Origin of the sequence: Thiocapsa roseopersicina (genome assembly GCF_900106925.1) — a bacterium.
Classification (GTDB): domain Bacteria; phylum Pseudomonadota; class Gammaproteobacteria; order Chromatiales; family Chromatiaceae; genus Thiocapsa; species Thiocapsa roseopersicina.
The window spans coordinates 24115-42861 of sequence record NZ_FNNZ01000019.1; the positions used below are offsets into that span (position 1 = coordinate 24115).

Below are 18747 nucleotides of genomic sequence, written 5' to 3' on the forward strand. Positions count from 1 at the left end.
CGGGACAAGCCGTCAGAGACATCAACAAGGAGCGGGTATGTCACCAGACGAATTCATCTCACGGTGGAAAGGGGTCACCTTGACCGAGAGAGCGTCCTCTCAATCGCACTTCAATGACTTGTGCCAGATGCTCGGAGAGAAGGCGCCGGTCGAAGCGGATCCGAGCGGTATCTGGTACGCGTTCGAGAAGGGCGCAAAGAAGGCCGGCGGAGGAGACGGCTGGGCCGACGTCTGGAAGCGCAAGCACTTCGGTTGGGAGTACAAGGGGCCTGGCCGAGATCTCGACGAAGCCTTCAAACAGCTCCAGATCTACACCCCGTCGCTGGAGTATCCCCCGCTGCTGATTGTCTCGGACATCCAGACAATCCGCATCCATACCGCCTTCACCGGCCTGGTTCCGGTGATTCACGAGCTGACGCTCGAAGACCTGCGCGATCATGCCAAGCGGCGGCTCCTCAAATGGGCCTTCACGGATCCCGACCAGCTGCGCCCGCGCCAGACGCGTGCCGAGCTCACCGAGGCAGCGGCCGGCAAGCTCGGCGATCTCGCGCAGGTGTGGCGCTCGCGCGGCCATGATCCGCTGCGGGTCGCGCACTTCAGCCACCAGGTGCTCTTCTGTCTGTTCGCCGAGGATATCGGGCTTCTGCCGGACAAGTTCTTCTCGCAACTGCTTGAAGCCGGGATCGACGAGCCTGACAGCGCGCAAGGGATGCTCGAAGAGCTGTTCGGGGCAATGGCCAGCGGCGGGCGAGTCAACTACAAACGGATCGATTGGTTCAACGGCGGTCTGTTCACCGCGCGCGATGCCCTACCCCTGGAGAAGACCGATCTTCAACAGCTCCTGGCGCTGGCCGGGCTCGATTGGTCGGCGATTCAGCCGTCCATCTTCGGCACCCTGTTCGAGCGCGGGCTCGACCCGGACAAGCGCGCCCAGCTCGGCGCCCACTACACCGACGAGCCCTCGATCATGCGGATCGTCGATCCGGTTGTCCTGGATCCCTTGCGGGACGAGTGGACGGGGCTGCGCGATCCCATCGCAGCCATCATGGACAAGGCCAAGGCTGCCAAGTCCACGGCGGCCAGCACGCGGGCCAAGGGTCAGGCTCAGACCCTCCTGCAAACCTTCCTGGAGCGCCTACGGCGGTTTCGCGTGCTCGATCCGGCGTGCGGGTCCGGCAACTTCCTCCTGCTCTCGCTGCTTGGGCTGAAGGATCTGGAGCATCTGGTGTTGCTCGAAGCCGAGGGCCTTGGCTTGCCCCGCGGCTTTCCGATGGTCGGACCCGAGAACGTGCTCGGGATCGAGCTGAATCCCTACGCGGCGGAGCTGGCACGGGTCACCATCTGGATCGGCGAGATTCAGTGGATGCTCGGTCATGGATTCTCGCTTTCGAAGAATCCCATCCTGAAGCCGCTCGACACCATCCAGCAGCGCGACGCCATCGTGAATGCAGACGGGACCGAGCCGGAGTGGCCCGATGCGGATGCCATCGTAGGGAATCCGCCGTTCCTGGGTGGCAGCAAGAAGCGGTCGATTCTAGGGGATGCCTACTTCGAGACTTTGAACAAACTCTTCGGCGGGCGCGTGCCGGGCGGCGCGGATCTCGTCACCTACTGGTTCGAGAAGGCGCGGGCGCAGATCGAGGCGGGCCAGGCGAAGTGCGCGGGCTTGGTCGCGACCAACAGCATCCGTCAGCCGAGTAATCGGGGAGTTCTAGATCGAATTATTCAAACAGGAACCATCTTCAACGCTTGGTCGGATGAGCCTTGGGTCAACGAGGGAGCTGCAGTCCGCGTATCACTTGTGGCATTTGGTGTTCGTGAGTTGACTCGGCAGCCGAAACTGGATGGTCAAGTCGTCGGCGAGATCAATCGGCACCTCCAGGGGATCACCCAATTCAATGGCATCAATTCCGCCAACCTTTCACTGGCTTCAAGGCTTATCGATAATCGAATCGCTTTTCAGGGAACCAAGAAGTACGGTGATTTCGACATTGGCGGGAGCATCGCGAGGGCATGGCTTCTGCTTCCGAATCCTCACGGCCGACCCAACAGCGACGTGATCAAGCCCTGGTTGAACGGCAAAGATGTCACTGGCCGCGCTACGGATACCTGGATAATCGACTTCGGGGTGAACATGCCGGAGGCCGAAGCCGCCCTTTACGAGGCGCCTTTCGCTTATCTCATGGCCCAAGTTAAGCCTTACAGAGACACTGTCAGAAGAGAGCGAACCCGAAGACGTTGGTGGATTCACGAGGAAGCGCGGCCCGGATTGAGATCGGCAACGCGCGAATACAGTCGCGTAATCGCAACACCAATGACCGCTAAACATCGGATGTTCGTGTGGTTCGATACCAGAGTGCTTCCAGATCAGCAACTGATCGTCATCGCCCGATCGGACAACACCACCTTCGGCATCCTCCAATCGCGATTCCATGAACTCTGGTCGCTGCGACTAGGGACCAGTCTTGAGGATCGACCGCGCTACACCCCGACCACAACCTTCGAGACCTTTCCCTTCCCCGAGGGCCTGACGCCCGCCGACACGGCCGGCCCGACCGAGACCCTGGACACCGGGGTCATCCTCCCGAGCGTCTCCCACGAGCTGCGCGCGGTCGCGCTGACGATCGCCGAAGTGGCCCTCCGCCTGAACCAGCTCCGCGAGAATTGGCTGAATCCTCCCGAGTGGGTCGATCGCGTGCCTGAAGTCGTGCAGGGTTACCCGGACCGGATCATCCCCAAGCCCGAGCATGCTGCGGAGCTGAAGAAGCGCACCCTGACCAACCTCTACAACGCGCGTCCTGCTTGGCTCGACAATGCGCACAAGACGCTCGATGCCGCGGTTGCCACTGCCTATGGGTGGTCGGACTACGCACCGGACATGCCCGACGATGAGATCCTCGCGCGGTTGCTGGCGCTGAATCTGAAGCGGTCGGCGGATCCGGATATCCACCGCGATCGAACACCGCCCGAACCAGCCGTCGCCGAATGAATCCCGCACGCCCGGCACGCCGAATGCTTGAATCTCCAGCGAAAGCCTCATCGATCAGAGGCGAGGAGAAACCCATGAACGATCTACACATTCAAGCCCAGACGACGACAGGGACGACACAGGATCAGGAACGCGCACGCCGGCTCCACGGGGCTCTGACGGAAGCGTCACTTCGAAACGAAAACGTCCTTTACGCGCGGACCAGAGGCGTCAGCCAGAACAACGGATCGTTCGGATTTCGCCCCGGTTACCTCGACGGTGCGAGCGGCGAGGCGGTGCTGTCGCGCTTTGCAGACGGAACCCCGGCGCCGGTGCATCTGCTCGACGGCCTGCCCGTGTCCTGGATCCTCGACCGGGATCATGAAGGTCATGTGACCGCCATCCGTCAGGGAATCGTCTCCGGATTCATCCGCGACGGTCGGTTCTACACGCGTGAAGAGGCCATCACAGCGACCGCGCACTGAGCCCTGATATAGACCCGCAGCCCGCTCTCCGCCGGTGCAGGGACGCACCACCTCCCTGGTCGCCGCGAGTCGGCCTCGTTCGTCGGGTTCTTTCCCTCGGACTCGCGGGTTGGACATGCCCCGGATTGAAGCTCCGGCGTCGATTCATCGCCCCGCCATCGCCTCCTCCGCCAGCCGGTGCCCCAGCTCGATCAGCTCGCGTGCCCGATGAAACTCGTGCGCGGCGCAGGCGTCGCGCGGGACCTCGATCACCACATCCGGACGATAGGCGGCGAGCTTGACCGCCGCGATCGCGTTCTGCATGGTCTCGAACGAGCGGAGCGTGAGATCGAACACCCCGAGCTGCTTGTCGTCGCGTCCTCCCAAGGTCTCGCCGATCGCATCGAAAAACTGCCGGATCCGCTCCTGATAACCGAGGTCCGTCGGCGATTCCTCGCTTGCCGGCTCCGACGGCGCTGCGGGATCTCGGATCCGCTCGACACCGGTCGGCGCCGAGATCTCGGCATTGAGATTGACCGCCACGGTCAGATCGGTGAAGTCGCGGAAGGTCGGAGCAATCGGCACCGGGTTGAGCAGTCCGCCGTCGACGAGCGTCAGGCCGCGATAGGTGTAAGGCGTGAAGATGCCGGGCACGGCGATCGAGGCACGGACGGCGTCGAAGAGCGGACCCTGCGAGATCCAAACCTCGCGTTGTCGGTCGATGTCGGTTGCGACGGCGGTGAAGCTGATCGGCAGGTCTTCGATCGCATGATCGCCGACCATCGAGCGCAAGGTCTCGATGATGCGATCGCCTTTGAGCAGACCGGCCCCGCTGAAGGCGAAATCGACGAACCTCAGAACATCGCCCAGGCTCAGCGCACAGACCCACCGCTTGTACGCATCCAGCTCGCCGGCGGCATAGATGCCGCCGACCAAGGCACCCATGGATGCGCCGCTGATGGAGGTGATTCGATAGCCGCGGGCGGTCAAACACTCGATGATGCCGATATGGGCAAGACCACGCGCGCCGCCGCTGCCGAGAGCCAAGGAAAGCGTTTCGCGTGGTCGCTGTTGCGTGGTCAACCGCTGCGTCCTCCATCGATGTCGGATGCGTCTCGGAATGGAGCCCGACGCGGGTTGCGCAATCGGTTGCGCAAAGGCGCCACGAGGGCGTCAAGGTCCACGACTCGGGGCCTCGCGCGACTCGACCCCCAGGTCGACATCGGGATCGATACCGGGATCGACCACCGGCTTCGGCCCGCTCTTCTCTGCGGTGTTGCCCAGGTCGTCCAGGACCGCGTCGACATCGGGCAGGAAATCGGCGAGCTCGACCCCGTAGACCTCCCAGATCGAGATGAAGAGCGAGGCGATCAGCGGCCCGATAAAGAGCCCGTTGAAGCCGAACATGAAGATGCCGCCGAGCGTGCTCAGAAAGATCATCAGCTCGTGCATCTTGGTATCGCGTCCCACCAGGATGGGCCGCAGCACGTTGTCGAGACTGCCGACGACCAGGGCGCAGAAGACAGCCAGCCCGATCGCGCTTCCCACCTGCCCCTGCACGGCCAGCACGATGCACGCAGGCACCCAGACGAGCGCCGAGCCGACGGCCGGAATAATCGATAAAACCACCATGACGGTGCCCCAAAACACCGCGTTCTCGATCCCCGCGATGGCGAAGGCAATCCCGGCGAGTCCGCCCTGCAAGAGCCCGATCAGGAGCGTTCCCTTGAGCGTGGCACGGGTGACCGAGGTGAACTTCTGCAGCAAGACCCGCTCGTCCGCACTCTTCAGCGGCAGGTAATAGAGGATCTTGTTGATCAGCTTCTGTCCGTCGATCTGCAGGAAATACATGCTGTAGAGCATCACGAACGCCATGAAGAAGAGGTTCAGGGTGCCCATCGTGAGCGACGAGAGACCTCCGACGATGAACTTGCTGGCGATGGTGGCGGCCTCCCCGGCACGTTCGATCAGGATCGAGCGCAGGGGCAGCAGATCCTCGTAGAACGGGAGACGGCGCATGCCTTCGAGGAAGGCATCCGGATCGGCGAGCCGCTCCTTGAGCCAGGGCACGAAGGTCTGGGTGACATCGAGCGCTTGGGCCACCACGACCGCGATCAGCAACGACAGCGGGATCAAAACGACCACGGCCACCACGAGAAGCGTCGTGAGCGACGCCAGACTCGGGCTGCCGCGCAGACGCGACTGTAGCCATAGGAACAAGGGCCGCGCCATCGCACTGAAGAGCCCGGCGAGAAAGAGCGCCATCAGAAACTGCTGGATCATCGCGAGAAAGAGCGCGGAGATCCCGAGCGCCAGCAGGATGACGACCCATTTATTGACAAGATCTTGATTCATAAAAACTCACTCATCCATTGGAAAGCGGAGGTGCAATGCCTGATTCGTCCTCAGGGGCTTCCGATGCTGCGCAGAGGTCCGAAGGTGGCCTCGAGCTGCGCGGCGGGTCGCCGAATCCACGTGGACAGCCGAGCCTGACCGGTCTGCTCCAATCGACGGCAACCTTCTCCGGGCAACAGCAGCGGGATCGCCCAAGGGGCGCGGAACACCAGGGCATTCATCGGGGTTGCCCAGTCGTCGATAATCGCCATCCAAGGCCATTGCAGCGCGTAGGGCTCCTCGGGGCCGAACGGCAGGCAGGTCGTCTCGGCACTGGCCGTGGCGTTCATCAGACCGCGGGTGGCCGTCCACCAGGCGGCGGACTTGGCGGTCGCGATCAGTGTAACGGTCAGCGCGCCGACGAGCACGAGCCGGCCGAGCAAACGGATTCCGCGAGCATCCGCAACGGCCGAGGGACGCCCGGCGATCGCGACCGCGAGCCCCATCAAGAGCAGCGCGATCGGAAAGGTGAGCGCGGCCTTCAACTTGATCCCTTCGCCGGCAAGGATGTCGGCGGCGACCAGGATGCCCACGATCGGCAACAGGAGAAAGCCCGGCCACAGCAGTCGCTCGACGCCACCTCGGCGGCCCTCGCCGACGACGAGCCGCAGGGCCACCAACAGGGCCAATACCACGACCCAGGTCAACAAGACGCCTTGCGACAGCGTGTCGGGGAGCAGGTAGCGGGCAACCGAGTCGGGCTCGGTCACCGAACGCTCGTAGTCGTTGGCGCCGATCAGGGTCCAGACCAGGCGCAGCAGGGCGGAAACCCCGAAGGCCAGGGCAAGCCGGACCCAGATGCGCCTGCTCGGCCCACCGGTCCCTTCCCTCGACACCGCGACGAGACTTAAGAGCCCGGCCAGCGCGAAGTTCAGCGGATGAAGCACCAACAGCAGCGGAGCCAAGGCTGCGCCGTACATCCAGGTCGGACGTCGGTGCGGCGCGAGCGCCGCCAGGAGCACGAACGGCCAGGCGAGATACAGGCTGACCAACAGCTCGGACACCGCCGAGAAATTGATCTGGTTGGCAACCATGAACAGCAACGGCAAGAGGACAAGCTCGGGCGCACGTTTGCGGGCCACCAGCCAACACAGCAGCAGCGATGCCGCCGGAAGGCCGCCGTACGCGAAGGAGAAGATATGGCGCAGCAGCCGAGCATCCTCGATCAGCCAGCTCGCCGCCAGGGCCGGGATCTGCGGAAGAACCGCACCGACACGCAGATTGGGAACGAGCGGAACCCCGTCGAGCGCGACCTTGAAGAAGTAATAGGCCCCGTCGCCGAAGAGCGGCAGGCCGAGCAGCGCGCCCGGGACAAAGGCAAAGACGACGAGCGCGAGACCGAGATTCAGCGCGTGCCGGCCCGACAGGGCACAGACGTCGGGAACCGAGGCGACGCGCTCGGATGGGCTCGCGGCGGCGACCGCTTGGACTCTCGGCATGGGATCAACGCGACTCCGATGGGGCGATCGGGAAACCGGGGTGGATGACGACCCCGCTATCGTACCGTGAGTCGATGATCCTTTTGCGGGACGAGATTCGGATACAGATCCGGCCAGGGCGGCGGCAGCAAGGGTGGTGTCGCCCCCCATTGCGGCGGCGGCTCGAAAAGCCGGGGATCGGTGAAGCCCCGCGGCGAGCCTTGATCCTGCATCGGACGCCAAGGATCGGGCGGGGATCCCCGAGGCTCGATCGGGCGAAAACGATAGGGCGTCTCGCCCCGATCCGACGTGAAGCCATCCGGCAAGCCGCTGTCTTGACGGAAGACGGGGCCGTCTGAAGCCCGATCGTCGCGGCCCGATGCCGCCGTCGATCGGTCGTCGAGCGCATCCGTCCGCCACCCGAACCGCTTCACCTCACGCTCGTCAAGCGGGCGGAAGCGATAGCCATCGAGCACCGAGCCTCGATCCTGTTCCGACCCGTACCGAAACGCTCGATCCTCGGACCAACCCGTCGGCGGCGTGTATGGATCCGGTGCAGTGAGGGACGGCGTCCATTCCGTCTGCCGTGTCGGCCGAGGCGCGGGAGCGCCGAGCTGCTCCGCCTGGCGCCCCGGTATGCCCAGGATGACAAGGATCAGCGCGGTCACGGCGAAGATCGCAAAGAAGATCGCCCCGACGGCGAGTGCAAGATCGCGTCGTCGATTCATCGCGGAACAGCTGCCTCCCGACCGGCACGAAGGCCGAGACGACGCGCCGCAGGATCGCGACCCCTTGGAATATTCACGTCCCGACCGCCTCCCGGTTCCGGGTCTTCGCCGTTTGTCGCTTTAGGAATAGGCCGTCGCAGCCGATTAGGCAAGCGCTCCCGGTGTTTGATTTGGAGCATAATAGCGAGCCCGCACCGACGACATCGACCGGAGTACGCATGCCCCTATTGAAGCTCGGCATCCCGAAGGGAAGCTTGGAAGAGGCCACCATCGAGCTGTTTGCTCAAGCCGGCTGGAACATCACGGCGCACGCGCGCAACTACTACCCGGATATCGACGATCCGGATATCCGCTGCGCCCTGATCCGCGCCCAGGAGATGGCCCCCTACGTCGAGCGCGGCGCGCTGGATCTCGGGCTGACCGGGCTGGATTGGATTCTGGAATCCCAAGCCGAGGTCGAGCAGATCTGCACCCTCACCTATTCCAAGGTCTCCAACCGCCCGAGCCGTTGGGTCTTGGTGGTGCCTCAGGACTCGCCGATCCAGCGGATCGAGGACCTAGCCGGGAAGAAGATCGCCACCGAGCTGGTCGGCTTCACCAAGCGCTATCTCGCCGAGCGCGGGATCGAGGCGGCCGTCGAGTTCTCCTGGGGCGCCACCGAGGCCAAGGTCGTCGAGGGGCTGGTCGACGCCGTGGTGGAGATCACCGAGACGGGCAGCACCATTCGCGCCCACGGACTGCGCATCGTCGAGGATCTGCTGATCACCGAGACGCGGTTGATCGCCAACCCGCAGGCGATGCAGGATCCCTCGCGGCGGGCCAAGATCGAGCAGATCGCCTTGATGCTTCAAGCGGCGCTGCGGGCTCGCCACAAGGTCGCGCTCAAATGCAACGTCCCGGCCGAGTGCCTGGACGCCGTGGTCGCGCTGCTGCCGAGTCTGCACGCGCCGACGGTCAGCCATCTCTACGACCGCCAATGGCTGGCGCTCGAGACCATCGTCGATGCCGCCTCGGTGCGGGATCTCGTCCCGAAGCTCAGCGCGGCCGGTGCGCAGGGGATCCTCGAGTACAGGCTGAACAAGATGGTCTAGGTCGGCCGCCGGGCAACGCCGGACCTCCGGGGCATTTCACGCATCGAGCCGTGGTGCGGATGTCGCAGCCGGACCCGGCCGGCCGAACAGGTAACCCTGAAAGGCATGGCAGCCGTGTCCGGCGAGCCAGTCGCGTTGGGCCTCGGTCTCGACCCCCTCGGCAATGACATCCAGATCGAGCGTGTCCCCCAGGGCGATGATGGTGCGTGCGATCGCCGCATCCCTCTCGTTGGTCACGAGATCCTGCACGAAGGAGCGATCGATCTTGAGCTCCTTCAACGGCAGCCGCCCGAGATCGGTCAGAGAGGAATAGCCGGTTCCGAAGTCGTCCAGCGCAAAGCTGATGCCCCGCGCCTTCAGCGCCGACATCTTCGCGATCGTGCCGTCGCGGTCGTCCCGCAAGAGGTTCTCGGTGATCTCCAGTTTCAGTCGGTTGGGATCACATCCTCGATGATCCACGGCGGCAAGAACCTGATCGACGAAATCCGGGTGGTGAAACTGGAGTGCACTGATATTGACCGCCAGGATGAGGTCGGCGGTTTCGGGTCGTTCCGACCAGGTCGCCAACTGCGCGCAGGCCATGTCCAGAACCTGCCGACCAAGGGGCAGGATCGTTGCGGTCTCCTCGGCGAGACGGATGAAGGCAGCGGGCTCGAGCAGCCCGCGTTGCGGGTGTTGCCAGCGCAGGAGTCCTTCCGCACCCGTCATTCGACCGTCCGCATCGACCTGCATCTGGTAGTGGAGGAGGAACTCACCGTGCTGCAGGCCCCGACGAAGATTCGCCGCGAGCGCGGCGCGGGCGCTCACCTCGGCCTGCATCGCCGGGTCGAAGAAACGCAGGGTATCCCGTCCCGAAGCCTTCGCCCGGTACATCGCCAAGTCCGCCTGCTTCATCAGCTCCTCGACGCTGACCGCCCGCGGACCGAACAGCGTGACACCGATGCTCGCCGAGCACCGATACTCCCGATACTCAAGCCCGCAAGGCTCGCGCAATGCCATCAGCAGCTTGTTCGCGAGGATCTCCGCCTGGGCTGCGGCATCCTCCGTCTTACGGCTCAGACGCTCCAACATCACGACGAACTCGTCGCCGCCGAGCCGGGCGAGGGTGTCTGATTCACGCAAACAGGAGGAGAGACGTTTGGCGACCTGACGCAGCAAGCGGTCGCCTTGGTCATGTCCGAGGGTATCGTTGAGCGTCTTGAAATCGTCCAGATCGATGAAGATCAGGGCGCCCTGGCGATGGCTGCGTCGGCTCGCCGCGATGGCGCGTTCCAAGCGATCCATCAGGAGCCTTCGGTTGGGCAGCGCAGTGAGCGGATCCATGAACGCAAGATGCTTGATCGCCTCCTCGGCACGCCGGCGCTCCGTCGTATCCATCACCCAGGCAACAAAGCGCGGCTCCGTGCCGAGGAGCTGCAGGCGGATCTCGGCGGGATAGCAGGTTCCGTCCTTGCGCCGATGCCGCGTCTCCACGATAACCTGGCTCTTGCTGCCTCGGCGGAGCGGCTCGAGCAACCGCGAGAAGGTTTGCGGGTCGTAATCGGGCATCAGATCCAAAGGGGTCATCACGGTCAGCTCGTTCATGTCGAACCCCAGGTTGGTCCGGGCACCCTGATTGACCTGCTCGAAGTACAAGTGCTCGGGATCGAAGACGTAGACCTCGGTCTGCGCCTTCTCGACGATCTCCCCGAGACGGCTGAGCGAATTGCTCGCCGCGTGCCGGGCCGTGATATCGTGCACGCAGACCACGATCCCCTCGACCCTCCCGACCCGGTCCAGCCAAGGGATGTAGGTCACCTCTCCCCAGCCGACCCGCACACCTCGCCGCGGGAGCTGGGCCTCGTACACGACTGTGTGTCCGGCAAGGCACGCCTCCAAGCGCGGCAAGATCACCTCCGCATAGAGGTCCCGATCCAAGACCTCATCGACGCGGCGACCGATCACCTGCTCGGGCTTCAATCCCCAGGACATCAGGTAAGCCGGATTTACGGCACGATACGTGAGATCTCGATCGAGATAGGCAAAACGGTCGGCGCTGGCCGCGATCATGCGCCGGAAGAACTCGGGCTCCCCGATCTCTTCCGCCGACAGGCGTTGTCGGATCCCCGAAACGCGCCTGCTCAATGATCTCCCTCCCGGTCGGGCCACATCACGTTTCCCCCTGAATATTGGACTCCGGACAGCGGCCGCTGAAACGCCCTCGGCTCGAAGGCCAAATCGTAAGCCCGAGCCAGACTCTCGGCTATGCTCGCCGATGGCCCGGGACAGCGCAAGACCGCGCATCGGTTTCCACATCAGGAAAACACGATCCGAGCCATCCTCGAAAGATGCCATAGACGCGACCGAGCCTCCAGCCAAGCCCCGCCGAGCGTACAACGGGATCCGGGCCCCTCGGACCAAGGACGATCGCGTCAAAGCCTACAACCAGCTCCTTATAGCAGCCGGCTTTTGAATCTCATTCAGCGACGTTGGCAGCGCGATAGTGAGTTTGGATAGGACCGGATCCAGGGGTGCAAGATATTCTACGACGACGGCCGGGCTCGACGTGGTCATGATCTCGCGGCCACGCGAATCGACAATCTTCTTCTTAATGCCGTCGAATACCTTTCCGCATGAGCGTCAAACCTCCGGCGAGACCGTCCATCCCGTCGATCATATTAAAGGCATTGATCATGCCCACGATCGCGATCAGGGTCAGAGGAACTGCAAGGGCTCCGAGCACAACCGGCCCGTTCCCGAGAAGATTACCGAACGAGTCGAGTTGGACATCGGCGCCGAAGATCATGAGAAGCGCACTCATCGATTGTCCGAGAAAACGAACGCCGACGCCGAGTTTGAAACGATCGTCGAAGGCACCCAGCGCGACCAGCAAGCCTGCACCGAGCAGCATGAAGAGATGAGAAGAAGAAAGCGGAAGCCACCACAGAGATCCGGCCAGAATTCCACCGTAGATTGCAATACCTCCGATCAGCGGAACCGGCCTCTCGTGGCGTTTCCGTTTCCGGTCCGGCCTGTCCAACAGACCGATGCGATACGACAAAGGATAAAGTCCGCGAAGAAGAATCCAGGCAGCCAGCGCACTCGAAAGAATTGAAGCAACAACCAACATACAGCTTGCTCCAAGCGCGGGAGGGAACGATCTGCGCTCAAGATACGCGAAGGGGGTTGCACCGCTCCAATGAAGAAATGTAAAGAGTGCCCCATCGAACCCGGCTCGAATCAGGAGCCGACTCGGGCAGTCGCCTCCACAATCGCGGCGCGCAGCGCGCGCTGATCGATGGGCTTTCGCAGCACGGTCGGCTTGCTCGGAAGATCGTCGAGCAGAAACAGCGACGGGGCCTGTCCGGTCATCAGGATCACGGGTAGGCTCGGAAACGCCTCGGCCAGCGCACGACAAAGCGCCGCACCATCCATGACCGGCATCGCCAGATCCGACAGCACCAGGTCAAAGTCGGCGTCGCGGCGCAGGCACGCGAGGGCGTCCGCGCCGTTTTCGGCGAAGGCGACCAGACTGCCCTCGAGGATCAGCAGGCGCCCGACCGAGTCCCGAACACGCGGGTCGTCGTCGACGACGAGAATCCGCAGCATGGACTTGGCCGGATGCGCGTCGGCCGTGCCGAGGTCACCGCGCGTTGCAGCTCCTGCGCTCGCGCGCGGCATTAGCAGCCTAAATTCGGTCCCCTTCCCGATCCGAGATGCCACGATCAAGCCCGCACCGGAGCGCATCACGAACTCCTGAACCATGAACATTCCCAGCCCATGCCCGCGCTGCTTGGCCTTGGTCGAAAACAGCGGCTCGAAGAGTCTATCCAGAGTCGCCTCGGACATCCCGCACCCGGTATCGATGACCCGGACCTGGACATACTCGCCCTCATCCAGTCGCCCGACTGCAAGCGGGACCGAGTCATCCCATGCGACCGTCCGCACCTCGATCGCAAGATTTCCGCCGTCAGGCATGGCATCACGCGCATTCAGGACGAGATTCAACAAGGCCGCTTGGAGAAATGCGGCATTGCTTTGGGCGTCGAGCCCGGGCTGAAGATCCAAGGCGAGCTGAATCTTGGCGGGGAGGATCTGCTTCAGGATCGTCACCAGCTCGCGAATCGTCTTCTCGATCGGCACGGTCTCCAGTACGATGCCGCCGGCACGACTCAGCGACAGCATGCCCGAGGTGACGACCTTCGCTTGACCGAGCGCGCTTTGGGTTTCCTCGATGACCTGAGCCACCTCCGGATCGCCATGCTCATCGCCGAGGATAGCCTCCAGGTAATAGAGGTTGGCGTCGATCACCCCGAGCAGGTTGTTGAAGTCGTGCGCCACGCCGCTCGCCAGATGACCGATGGTCTCGCGCTCCTTCGAATGGATGAGCGCATCCTGCAATTGGTGCTCGAACTGCTGTGCGACGATGCGCTGCCCGATCAGGCGGACCAGCTCCCGATCTGGACCCGAGAGCTCCGATCGCGCCGAGCGTCCCCAAAACCGGATCATCAGGGCGCTTGCCGCGCCCTTCGGTGCCGTCCAGCGCAATATCATCGCAACGCACGACGCGTAGCCCGCTTCCCGGGCCGAGGCAGGCAACTGCTCGCCGACCAGGACACGGGGCAATCCGGGCTCTGCGTCGGCCATGTCGGCGCTCAGCATGCATTCGGACCCGGAGCCGCTTCCGGCCATCCTGTCGCACGGATACCAGGTCACCGGACGGTAGGTCGAACCCTCTTCGATCGTGCCGATGTCGGCCGCCTCCAGCAACAATCCCAAGCAGCCCAGCTCCAGCAAAGCGGGGAGCTCCTCGTCGACGGACAGGGATCGGCTCGCCAGGTCGACCAGTGTCTCCAGATTCTCGGTATAGCGCGCCATCGCTGCCTCAAGCTCGCGGCGGCGCTCGGTCGCGGCCTGAAACTCGGTGATGTCCTCGACCATGCCGAGTATGATGGGCCGGTCAACGCCTCCTCCCGGCAAGGCGACGACCCGTAGATCGCCCCAGGCAAGCGAGCCGTCACGCTTGCAGTAGCGCTTGGTGATCCGGTAGACATCCCGCTTTCCCGCCAAGAGGTCACGGAACAGGGGAAGCTCATTCATAAGATCGTCCGGGCAGCTCAGATCGTCGAAGCGCATCCCGACCAGATCCTGCGCGACATAGCCGAGAAACTCACCAAGCGCACGGTTGGCCAGATGCAGCCGCCGGTTGGGACCCGCGATCGCGATCCCGATGGGTGCATTCTCGATGACCGCGCTGAGACGTGCCTCGCTTTCCGCAAGCTGCTCCTGCACCCGATGCCGCTCGCTGACATCGACGTCGGTGCCTCGGTATCCCAGCAGCGTGCCATCCGCGGCGACGACCGGAGCGCCATTGGTCTGCACCCAAATCGTCGAACCGTCGGGCCGACGAATCGGGTTGACGTAGTCGGTCAAGCGATCCCTGTGTCCAAAGTGCTGCAAGCCCTCGGCCTTGACGCGGTCACGCACGGTCTCGGGCGCGAGGTCGTAGAAGTGTCTCCGACCGACCAGCTCCTCGGAGCGGTAACCCCAGACGGCCTCGACCGCCGGGCTGAGATAGGTGTAGGTACCGTCGGCGTCGACCTCCCAGTTGACGATTCGGCTTTGGAGCGCGAGCTCGTCGTAACGCTGATTGCTTTCGTGCAGCTCCGAGTAGGTGCGGGCACGCGCGAATGCACTCACCAGGATGCTCGCGAACACCCGCAGGAAGCGAACCTCCGCCTCCGACCAGTCGCGCGGCGCCTGGACAGCATCGAAGCCGACGAAACCGACCAGGCGTTGATCCTGCATCAGGGGCACCAGGACGACCGACTGGATCGATTGAAGCTCGAGGATCTTGCGCTCCGCCGACCAGGCGTCCGGTAGATCCGCGACACGGGGAACCACAGCCGTCAGACCGGACTCGAGCTCCCGCATCGAGGCGGAGTAATGCTCGATCGGATGGTTTTGCAGATGCTCGATCATCGGCTCGACCCCCGGGGCCACCCACTCATGGCTGTTGCTCATGGTGTCGGCTATCGGATCTATTCGGAACACATAGGCCCGATCAGATCGGGTGAAGCAGCCGAGCCGCTCGAGCGTTCGATCGATCAGCGGGTCGAGGTTCTCGTCATAGACGGCGACGAAGTCCGAGGCCAACCCGAGGAGCTCGCGCTCGAGAGCCTCGCGTTGAATCAGCTCGAGCTCGGCCTCCTTACGGTCGGTAATGTCCTCGTGGGTACCGGCCATGCGTAGAGGCCGACCATGCGCATCGCGTGCCGAGATGCGTCCCTGGTCGTGGACCCAGATCACATGCCCGGCGTTGTGCAGCATCCGCACCTCGAGGCGGTACTGCTCGGTCTCGCCGCCGAGATGTCGAGCGATCTCGGCCTCGGCTCGCGGGAGATCCTCGGGATGACAGAAGCGCCGCCAGGTCTCGATAGTGGTCGGCATCAGATCCTCGAGACGGTGTCCGAGCATCTCGGCCCAACGCCGATTCAAGGTCAGGACGTTCGTGACGAGATCCCACTCCCAGGTCCCGATCCGCGTGCCGTCGATGATGTCGGACAGACGGCGACGCTCCTCCGCCAACGCCAGCTCCGCCACCTTGCGCTCCGTGATGTCGCGTCCGATCCCGACAATCGACCCGATCCGGCCGGTCGCGTCGACAACGGCGCGATCGACCCACTGCAACCATCGCCAACCGAGCACCGTCTCGGCGCGTTGCTCGACCAGACAGGTGTAAGGAGGGTTCTGCAGTGCAGCAATCGCCTCCGCCGTGCTTTCGCGGTCGTCCGGATGGACAAGCGGCATGAAATGGCTACCGATCAGCTCGGCCTCGTTGCGATCGAAAAGACGGCAATAAGAGGGGCTGACATACTCGAATCGGCCCTGCCCATTGGTGCGGACCACCAGGTCCTCGATGTTCTCGACAACCAGTCGATACCGCTCTTCCTGCACCCGCAAGGCATCTTCGACCGCGCGCTGAGCGGTGATGTCTAGACTGGTCCCGGCAAGCCTGACCGGCGTGCCGTCGTCGGCGAGATACGCACGCCCCTCCTCGCGCAGGATCCTGAGCACGCCGTCCGGACCCAGCACCCGATGCTCGACGGCATAATGACCGTCGGGACGCGTCAGCGCGGCGTCCATCTCGGCTCGAACCCGCGCCGCATCCTCCGCGTGCACGACCGCAAAGAAGGCATCATGGCTCGGTTGCACGGCGCCCGGCGCATAGCCGAGGAGTCGAAACGCCTCGTCGGACCATTCGACTCGACCGCCGACATAATCCAGGTCCCAACTGCCGAGATGGGCGGTCGCCTGCGCCTCGCGCAACGAGGCTTCGCTGCGTGCCAGACGCTCCATGGCTTCTTGCACCGGCGTCAGATCCTGCTGGATGCCGACGTAGTGCGTCACCTCGCCCCGGGAGTCGAACAGCGGGGCGAGATTCAGGGCATTCCAGAACCGCGTTCCGTCCTTTCGGTAGTTTCGCAGCGTGGCCTGGCAGGGCTCGCCGGCAGCAAGTGCGGCCCGAATCCTCGCGCGTTCCGGCTGATCGCGGTCCTCGCCCTGAAGAAGGCGACAGTTCAGACCCATGACCTCGTCCGCTCGATAGCCGGTCAGCGTCTCGAAACCCTGATTGACATAGCTGATGCGGAAATCCGATTCGCCGACTCGGCGCGCAACGACGATCCCGGTGCCGGCCTGCGTCAGTGCCTTGATCAGAACGGCATGGCGGCGACGGGTGCGCAGGGTGTCGAATGCCAGCGCGGCGAGGTCCGCCGCCGTCTCCAGAATCTCCGGCACCGCCGCGTCGGGCTCGCGCAATCGAGACGGACCAATCGCCAGGAGGCCCGCGGGTCTGCCGTCTTGCGCGAAAAAAGGGCAGCACCACCAGAAGGCCCTGCGGACATTCGGGAGGATGACAGGCTCCTGCGTACCGGCGGCATCCGTACCGACCGCATCCGCGGCCGACTCCACGACAAAGACCCGACTCGCGGACTCCGAGAGCAACGCTTCGCCGGGATTCCCGTTGCTCAACCGGCGATCCAGGGCCGTTTGCTCGGCAGCACCAAGGCCGAACCCGGCGAAGTGCACGAGGGAGTCGGCCGAACCCTGCCTGAACAAAACACAGCGGCATGTCGGGACAAGGGCTTCAACCAGGGTACAGAGCCGCTCTGAAGCCGTGCGCTCGTCTTCCCCGGACGCCGATAAACCGGCCAGCATCTGCTCCTGCAGATCCCGAACGGAGCGCAGCCGGATTTGCGTGTCGCGCTCGCGCTCGATCGCCGCGAAGCTGTCGGCGAGACCGTCGGCCATGACACCGAAGGCTTCGGTCAGCACACGCCCCTCGGTCAGGAGCCCGGACGACGGGACGGCCACCGTCTCGCCCGTGACGATCCGAGCGGGCAATGCGGTCGCGATCTCGACGAGCTGCTTCAATGGACGCACCAGCAACAATGAGACGCGGTCGGCCAGCAGGATCGCGATCCCCGCGATCGCCAACAGGACTGTCAGCAGCCGCAGAACCACCCGGTGCAGCTCGTCGACCAGCGGGGCCGCACTGAGCTCGATCAACAGAGCCTCGCCGAATGTCGGGGCAGCAAGCGTCAGGATCATGCGATAGTGCGCTTGTCGCCAGAGCGCCATGCGCGAGGGATGCCAATCCTCCGGCAGTGAAATGACCAAATCCTCTGCAGCGGTTCGGGAAAGGCTTCTATTCGGGACACTCGCGATCGGCGCAAGGTCCCCGGGCGGACCGGTCGGGCGGACCTTGAACTCTGCATGCTCGGGCAATGTGGCGGCGAAGAGCCGGGTCATCTCCTGCACATGGGCCTGAATCTCGGACGCCCCTGTCGGCCCTTCGTGTGCATGTGTGTCGAGATCGTGGATCGCGAGCACGCCGAATGTCCTCAAACGATCGGCGAGATCCAGCTCCAAACGATCCTTGAGATCGCGATTCTCCCATGCCACGACGAGGATCGACGGCAGTAGAGACCCCGAGAGGAAGAGCGTGAACAACACCTGCCGTGCCGAGAGGCTGCCGGGGCGACGTCTGACCAAGGCGACGACGATGATGACCAACCCCGCCAAGGCCGCGTTCAGGATGCCGTTTAAGGACTGCTTGACCGCAACCACAAGGGTCTGGTGCCAGACCATCCCCATGACGACACGATAGAACAGCAGAACCAAGGGGATGCCGATCAAAGCCCAATAGAGCGTCACCGAGAGACCGAGGGCCGGCACCTCGCAACCGCGCCTGCGCGCACGATCCCGATGCCAGCCCACGAAAGCCGCCTCGGCCAAAAGAATCAACAGCGTGAAGGGATGATCCCAAAGGAGATAGGTATAGGCACCGGAGGCGGCTGCGACGATCAAGCCGGCTCGGGTCCCGAGCCAAACAATCGCCAAGAGCACGGCCACGGATCCAAAGATGATCTGCAAACCGAAGAAGAGCGAAAGGTTGAAGTGGTTGCCGGCCACGGCGAGCACGGCCAGCAAGACCGTGAGGGCGGCGATGCGAACCGGGCCCATGTCGGCACCCGGTTTCACTGCATCGACGAGACTTGACTGCTGCTTCACACCTGTCGCTCCGCACTCGAGTGTGCATGCATCGACCATTGCTGCTTGACACGACCTTCGGAGCCGGATTGCGCCGAACGTCGAGGCTCGCGAGGCGTCAGCAACATCGATCCCCTCGAAGGAAAAACC

10 protein-coding genes are annotated in these 18747 nt (G+C 63.8%); 3 read left to right on the plus strand and 7 right to left on the minus strand.

Annotation, left to right across the window (positions count from 1 at the left end; all coding sequences use genetic code 11):
* The first annotated feature begins 127 nt into the window (after window positions 1-127).
* Together BLV04_RS17690 and BLV04_RS17695 are read left to right on the plus strand one after the other, a co-directional pair.
* Window positions 128-2989 carry a DNA methyltransferase gene (locus BLV04_RS17690; protein WP_245731937.1) on the plus strand — a complete coding sequence of 954 codons (2862 nt, stop codon included), beginning with the start codon at window positions 128-130 and terminating at the stop codon, window positions 2987-2989.
* A 74-nt stretch (window positions 2990-3063) separates the two neighbouring features.
* Entirely contained in the window at window positions 3064-3453 is a 390-nt protein-coding gene (locus BLV04_RS17695) for a hypothetical protein (RefSeq protein ID WP_093035290.1), read from the plus strand.
* Window positions 3454-3597: 144 nt separating this feature from the next.
* Here the strand turns inward: BLV04_RS17695 and BLV04_RS17700 are convergent, their stop codons facing one another.
* The 4 genes from BLV04_RS17700 to BLV04_RS17715 form a co-directional block, all read right to left on the minus strand.
* Window positions 3598-4515 carry a patatin-like phospholipase family protein gene (locus BLV04_RS17700; protein ID WP_093035293.1) on the minus strand — a complete coding sequence of 306 codons (918 nt, stop codon included), beginning with the start codon at window positions 4513-4515 and terminating at the stop codon, window positions 3598-3600.
* A 90-nt stretch (window positions 4516-4605) separates the two neighbouring features.
* Window positions 4606-5787 carry an AI-2E family transporter gene (locus BLV04_RS17705; protein ID WP_245731938.1) on the minus strand — a complete coding sequence of 394 codons (1182 nt, stop codon included), beginning with the start codon at window positions 5785-5787 and terminating at the stop codon, window positions 4606-4608.
* Between the two features lie 50 nt (window positions 5788-5837).
* The gene (locus BLV04_RS17710) at window positions 5838-7265 is read right to left on the minus strand and encodes a hypothetical protein (protein ID WP_093035296.1); all 1428 of its coding nucleotides are present in this window, start codon (window positions 7263-7265) and stop codon (window positions 5838-5840) included.
* Window positions 7266-7321: 56 nt separating this feature from the next.
* A complete protein-coding gene (locus BLV04_RS17715; RefSeq protein ID WP_093035299.1) occupies window positions 7322-7972 on the minus strand; it encodes a hypothetical protein in 651 nt (216 codons plus the stop codon).
* A gap of 218 nt (window positions 7973-8190) precedes the next feature.
* Here BLV04_RS17715 and hisG point away from each other — a divergent pair, with 218 nt between their 5' ends.
* Window positions 8191-9063 carry an ATP phosphoribosyltransferase gene (gene hisG, locus BLV04_RS17720; protein ID WP_093035301.1) on the plus strand — a complete coding sequence of 291 codons (873 nt, stop codon included), beginning with the start codon at window positions 8191-8193 and terminating at the stop codon, window positions 9061-9063.
* A gap of 36 nt (window positions 9064-9099) precedes the next feature.
* Here the strand turns inward: hisG and BLV04_RS17725 are convergent, their stop codons facing one another.
* The 3 genes from BLV04_RS17725 to BLV04_RS17735 form a co-directional block, all read right to left on the minus strand.
* Window positions 9100-11187, minus strand: coding sequence for a putative bifunctional diguanylate cyclase/phosphodiesterase (locus BLV04_RS17725; RefSeq protein ID WP_175534683.1), 2088 nt, complete (start codon window positions 11185-11187; stop codon window positions 9100-9102).
* A gap of 463 nt (window positions 11188-11650) precedes the next feature.
* Entirely contained in the window at window positions 11651-12172 is a 522-nt protein-coding gene (locus BLV04_RS17730) for an MraY family glycosyltransferase (protein WP_093035307.1), read from the minus strand.
* 110 nt (window positions 12173-12282) lie between these two features.
* Window positions 12283-18618, minus strand: a complete 6336-nt coding sequence (locus BLV04_RS17735; protein WP_175534684.1) for a PAS domain S-box protein — start codon at window positions 18616-18618, stop codon at window positions 12283-12285.
* Window positions 18619-18747 lie beyond the last annotated feature (129 nt).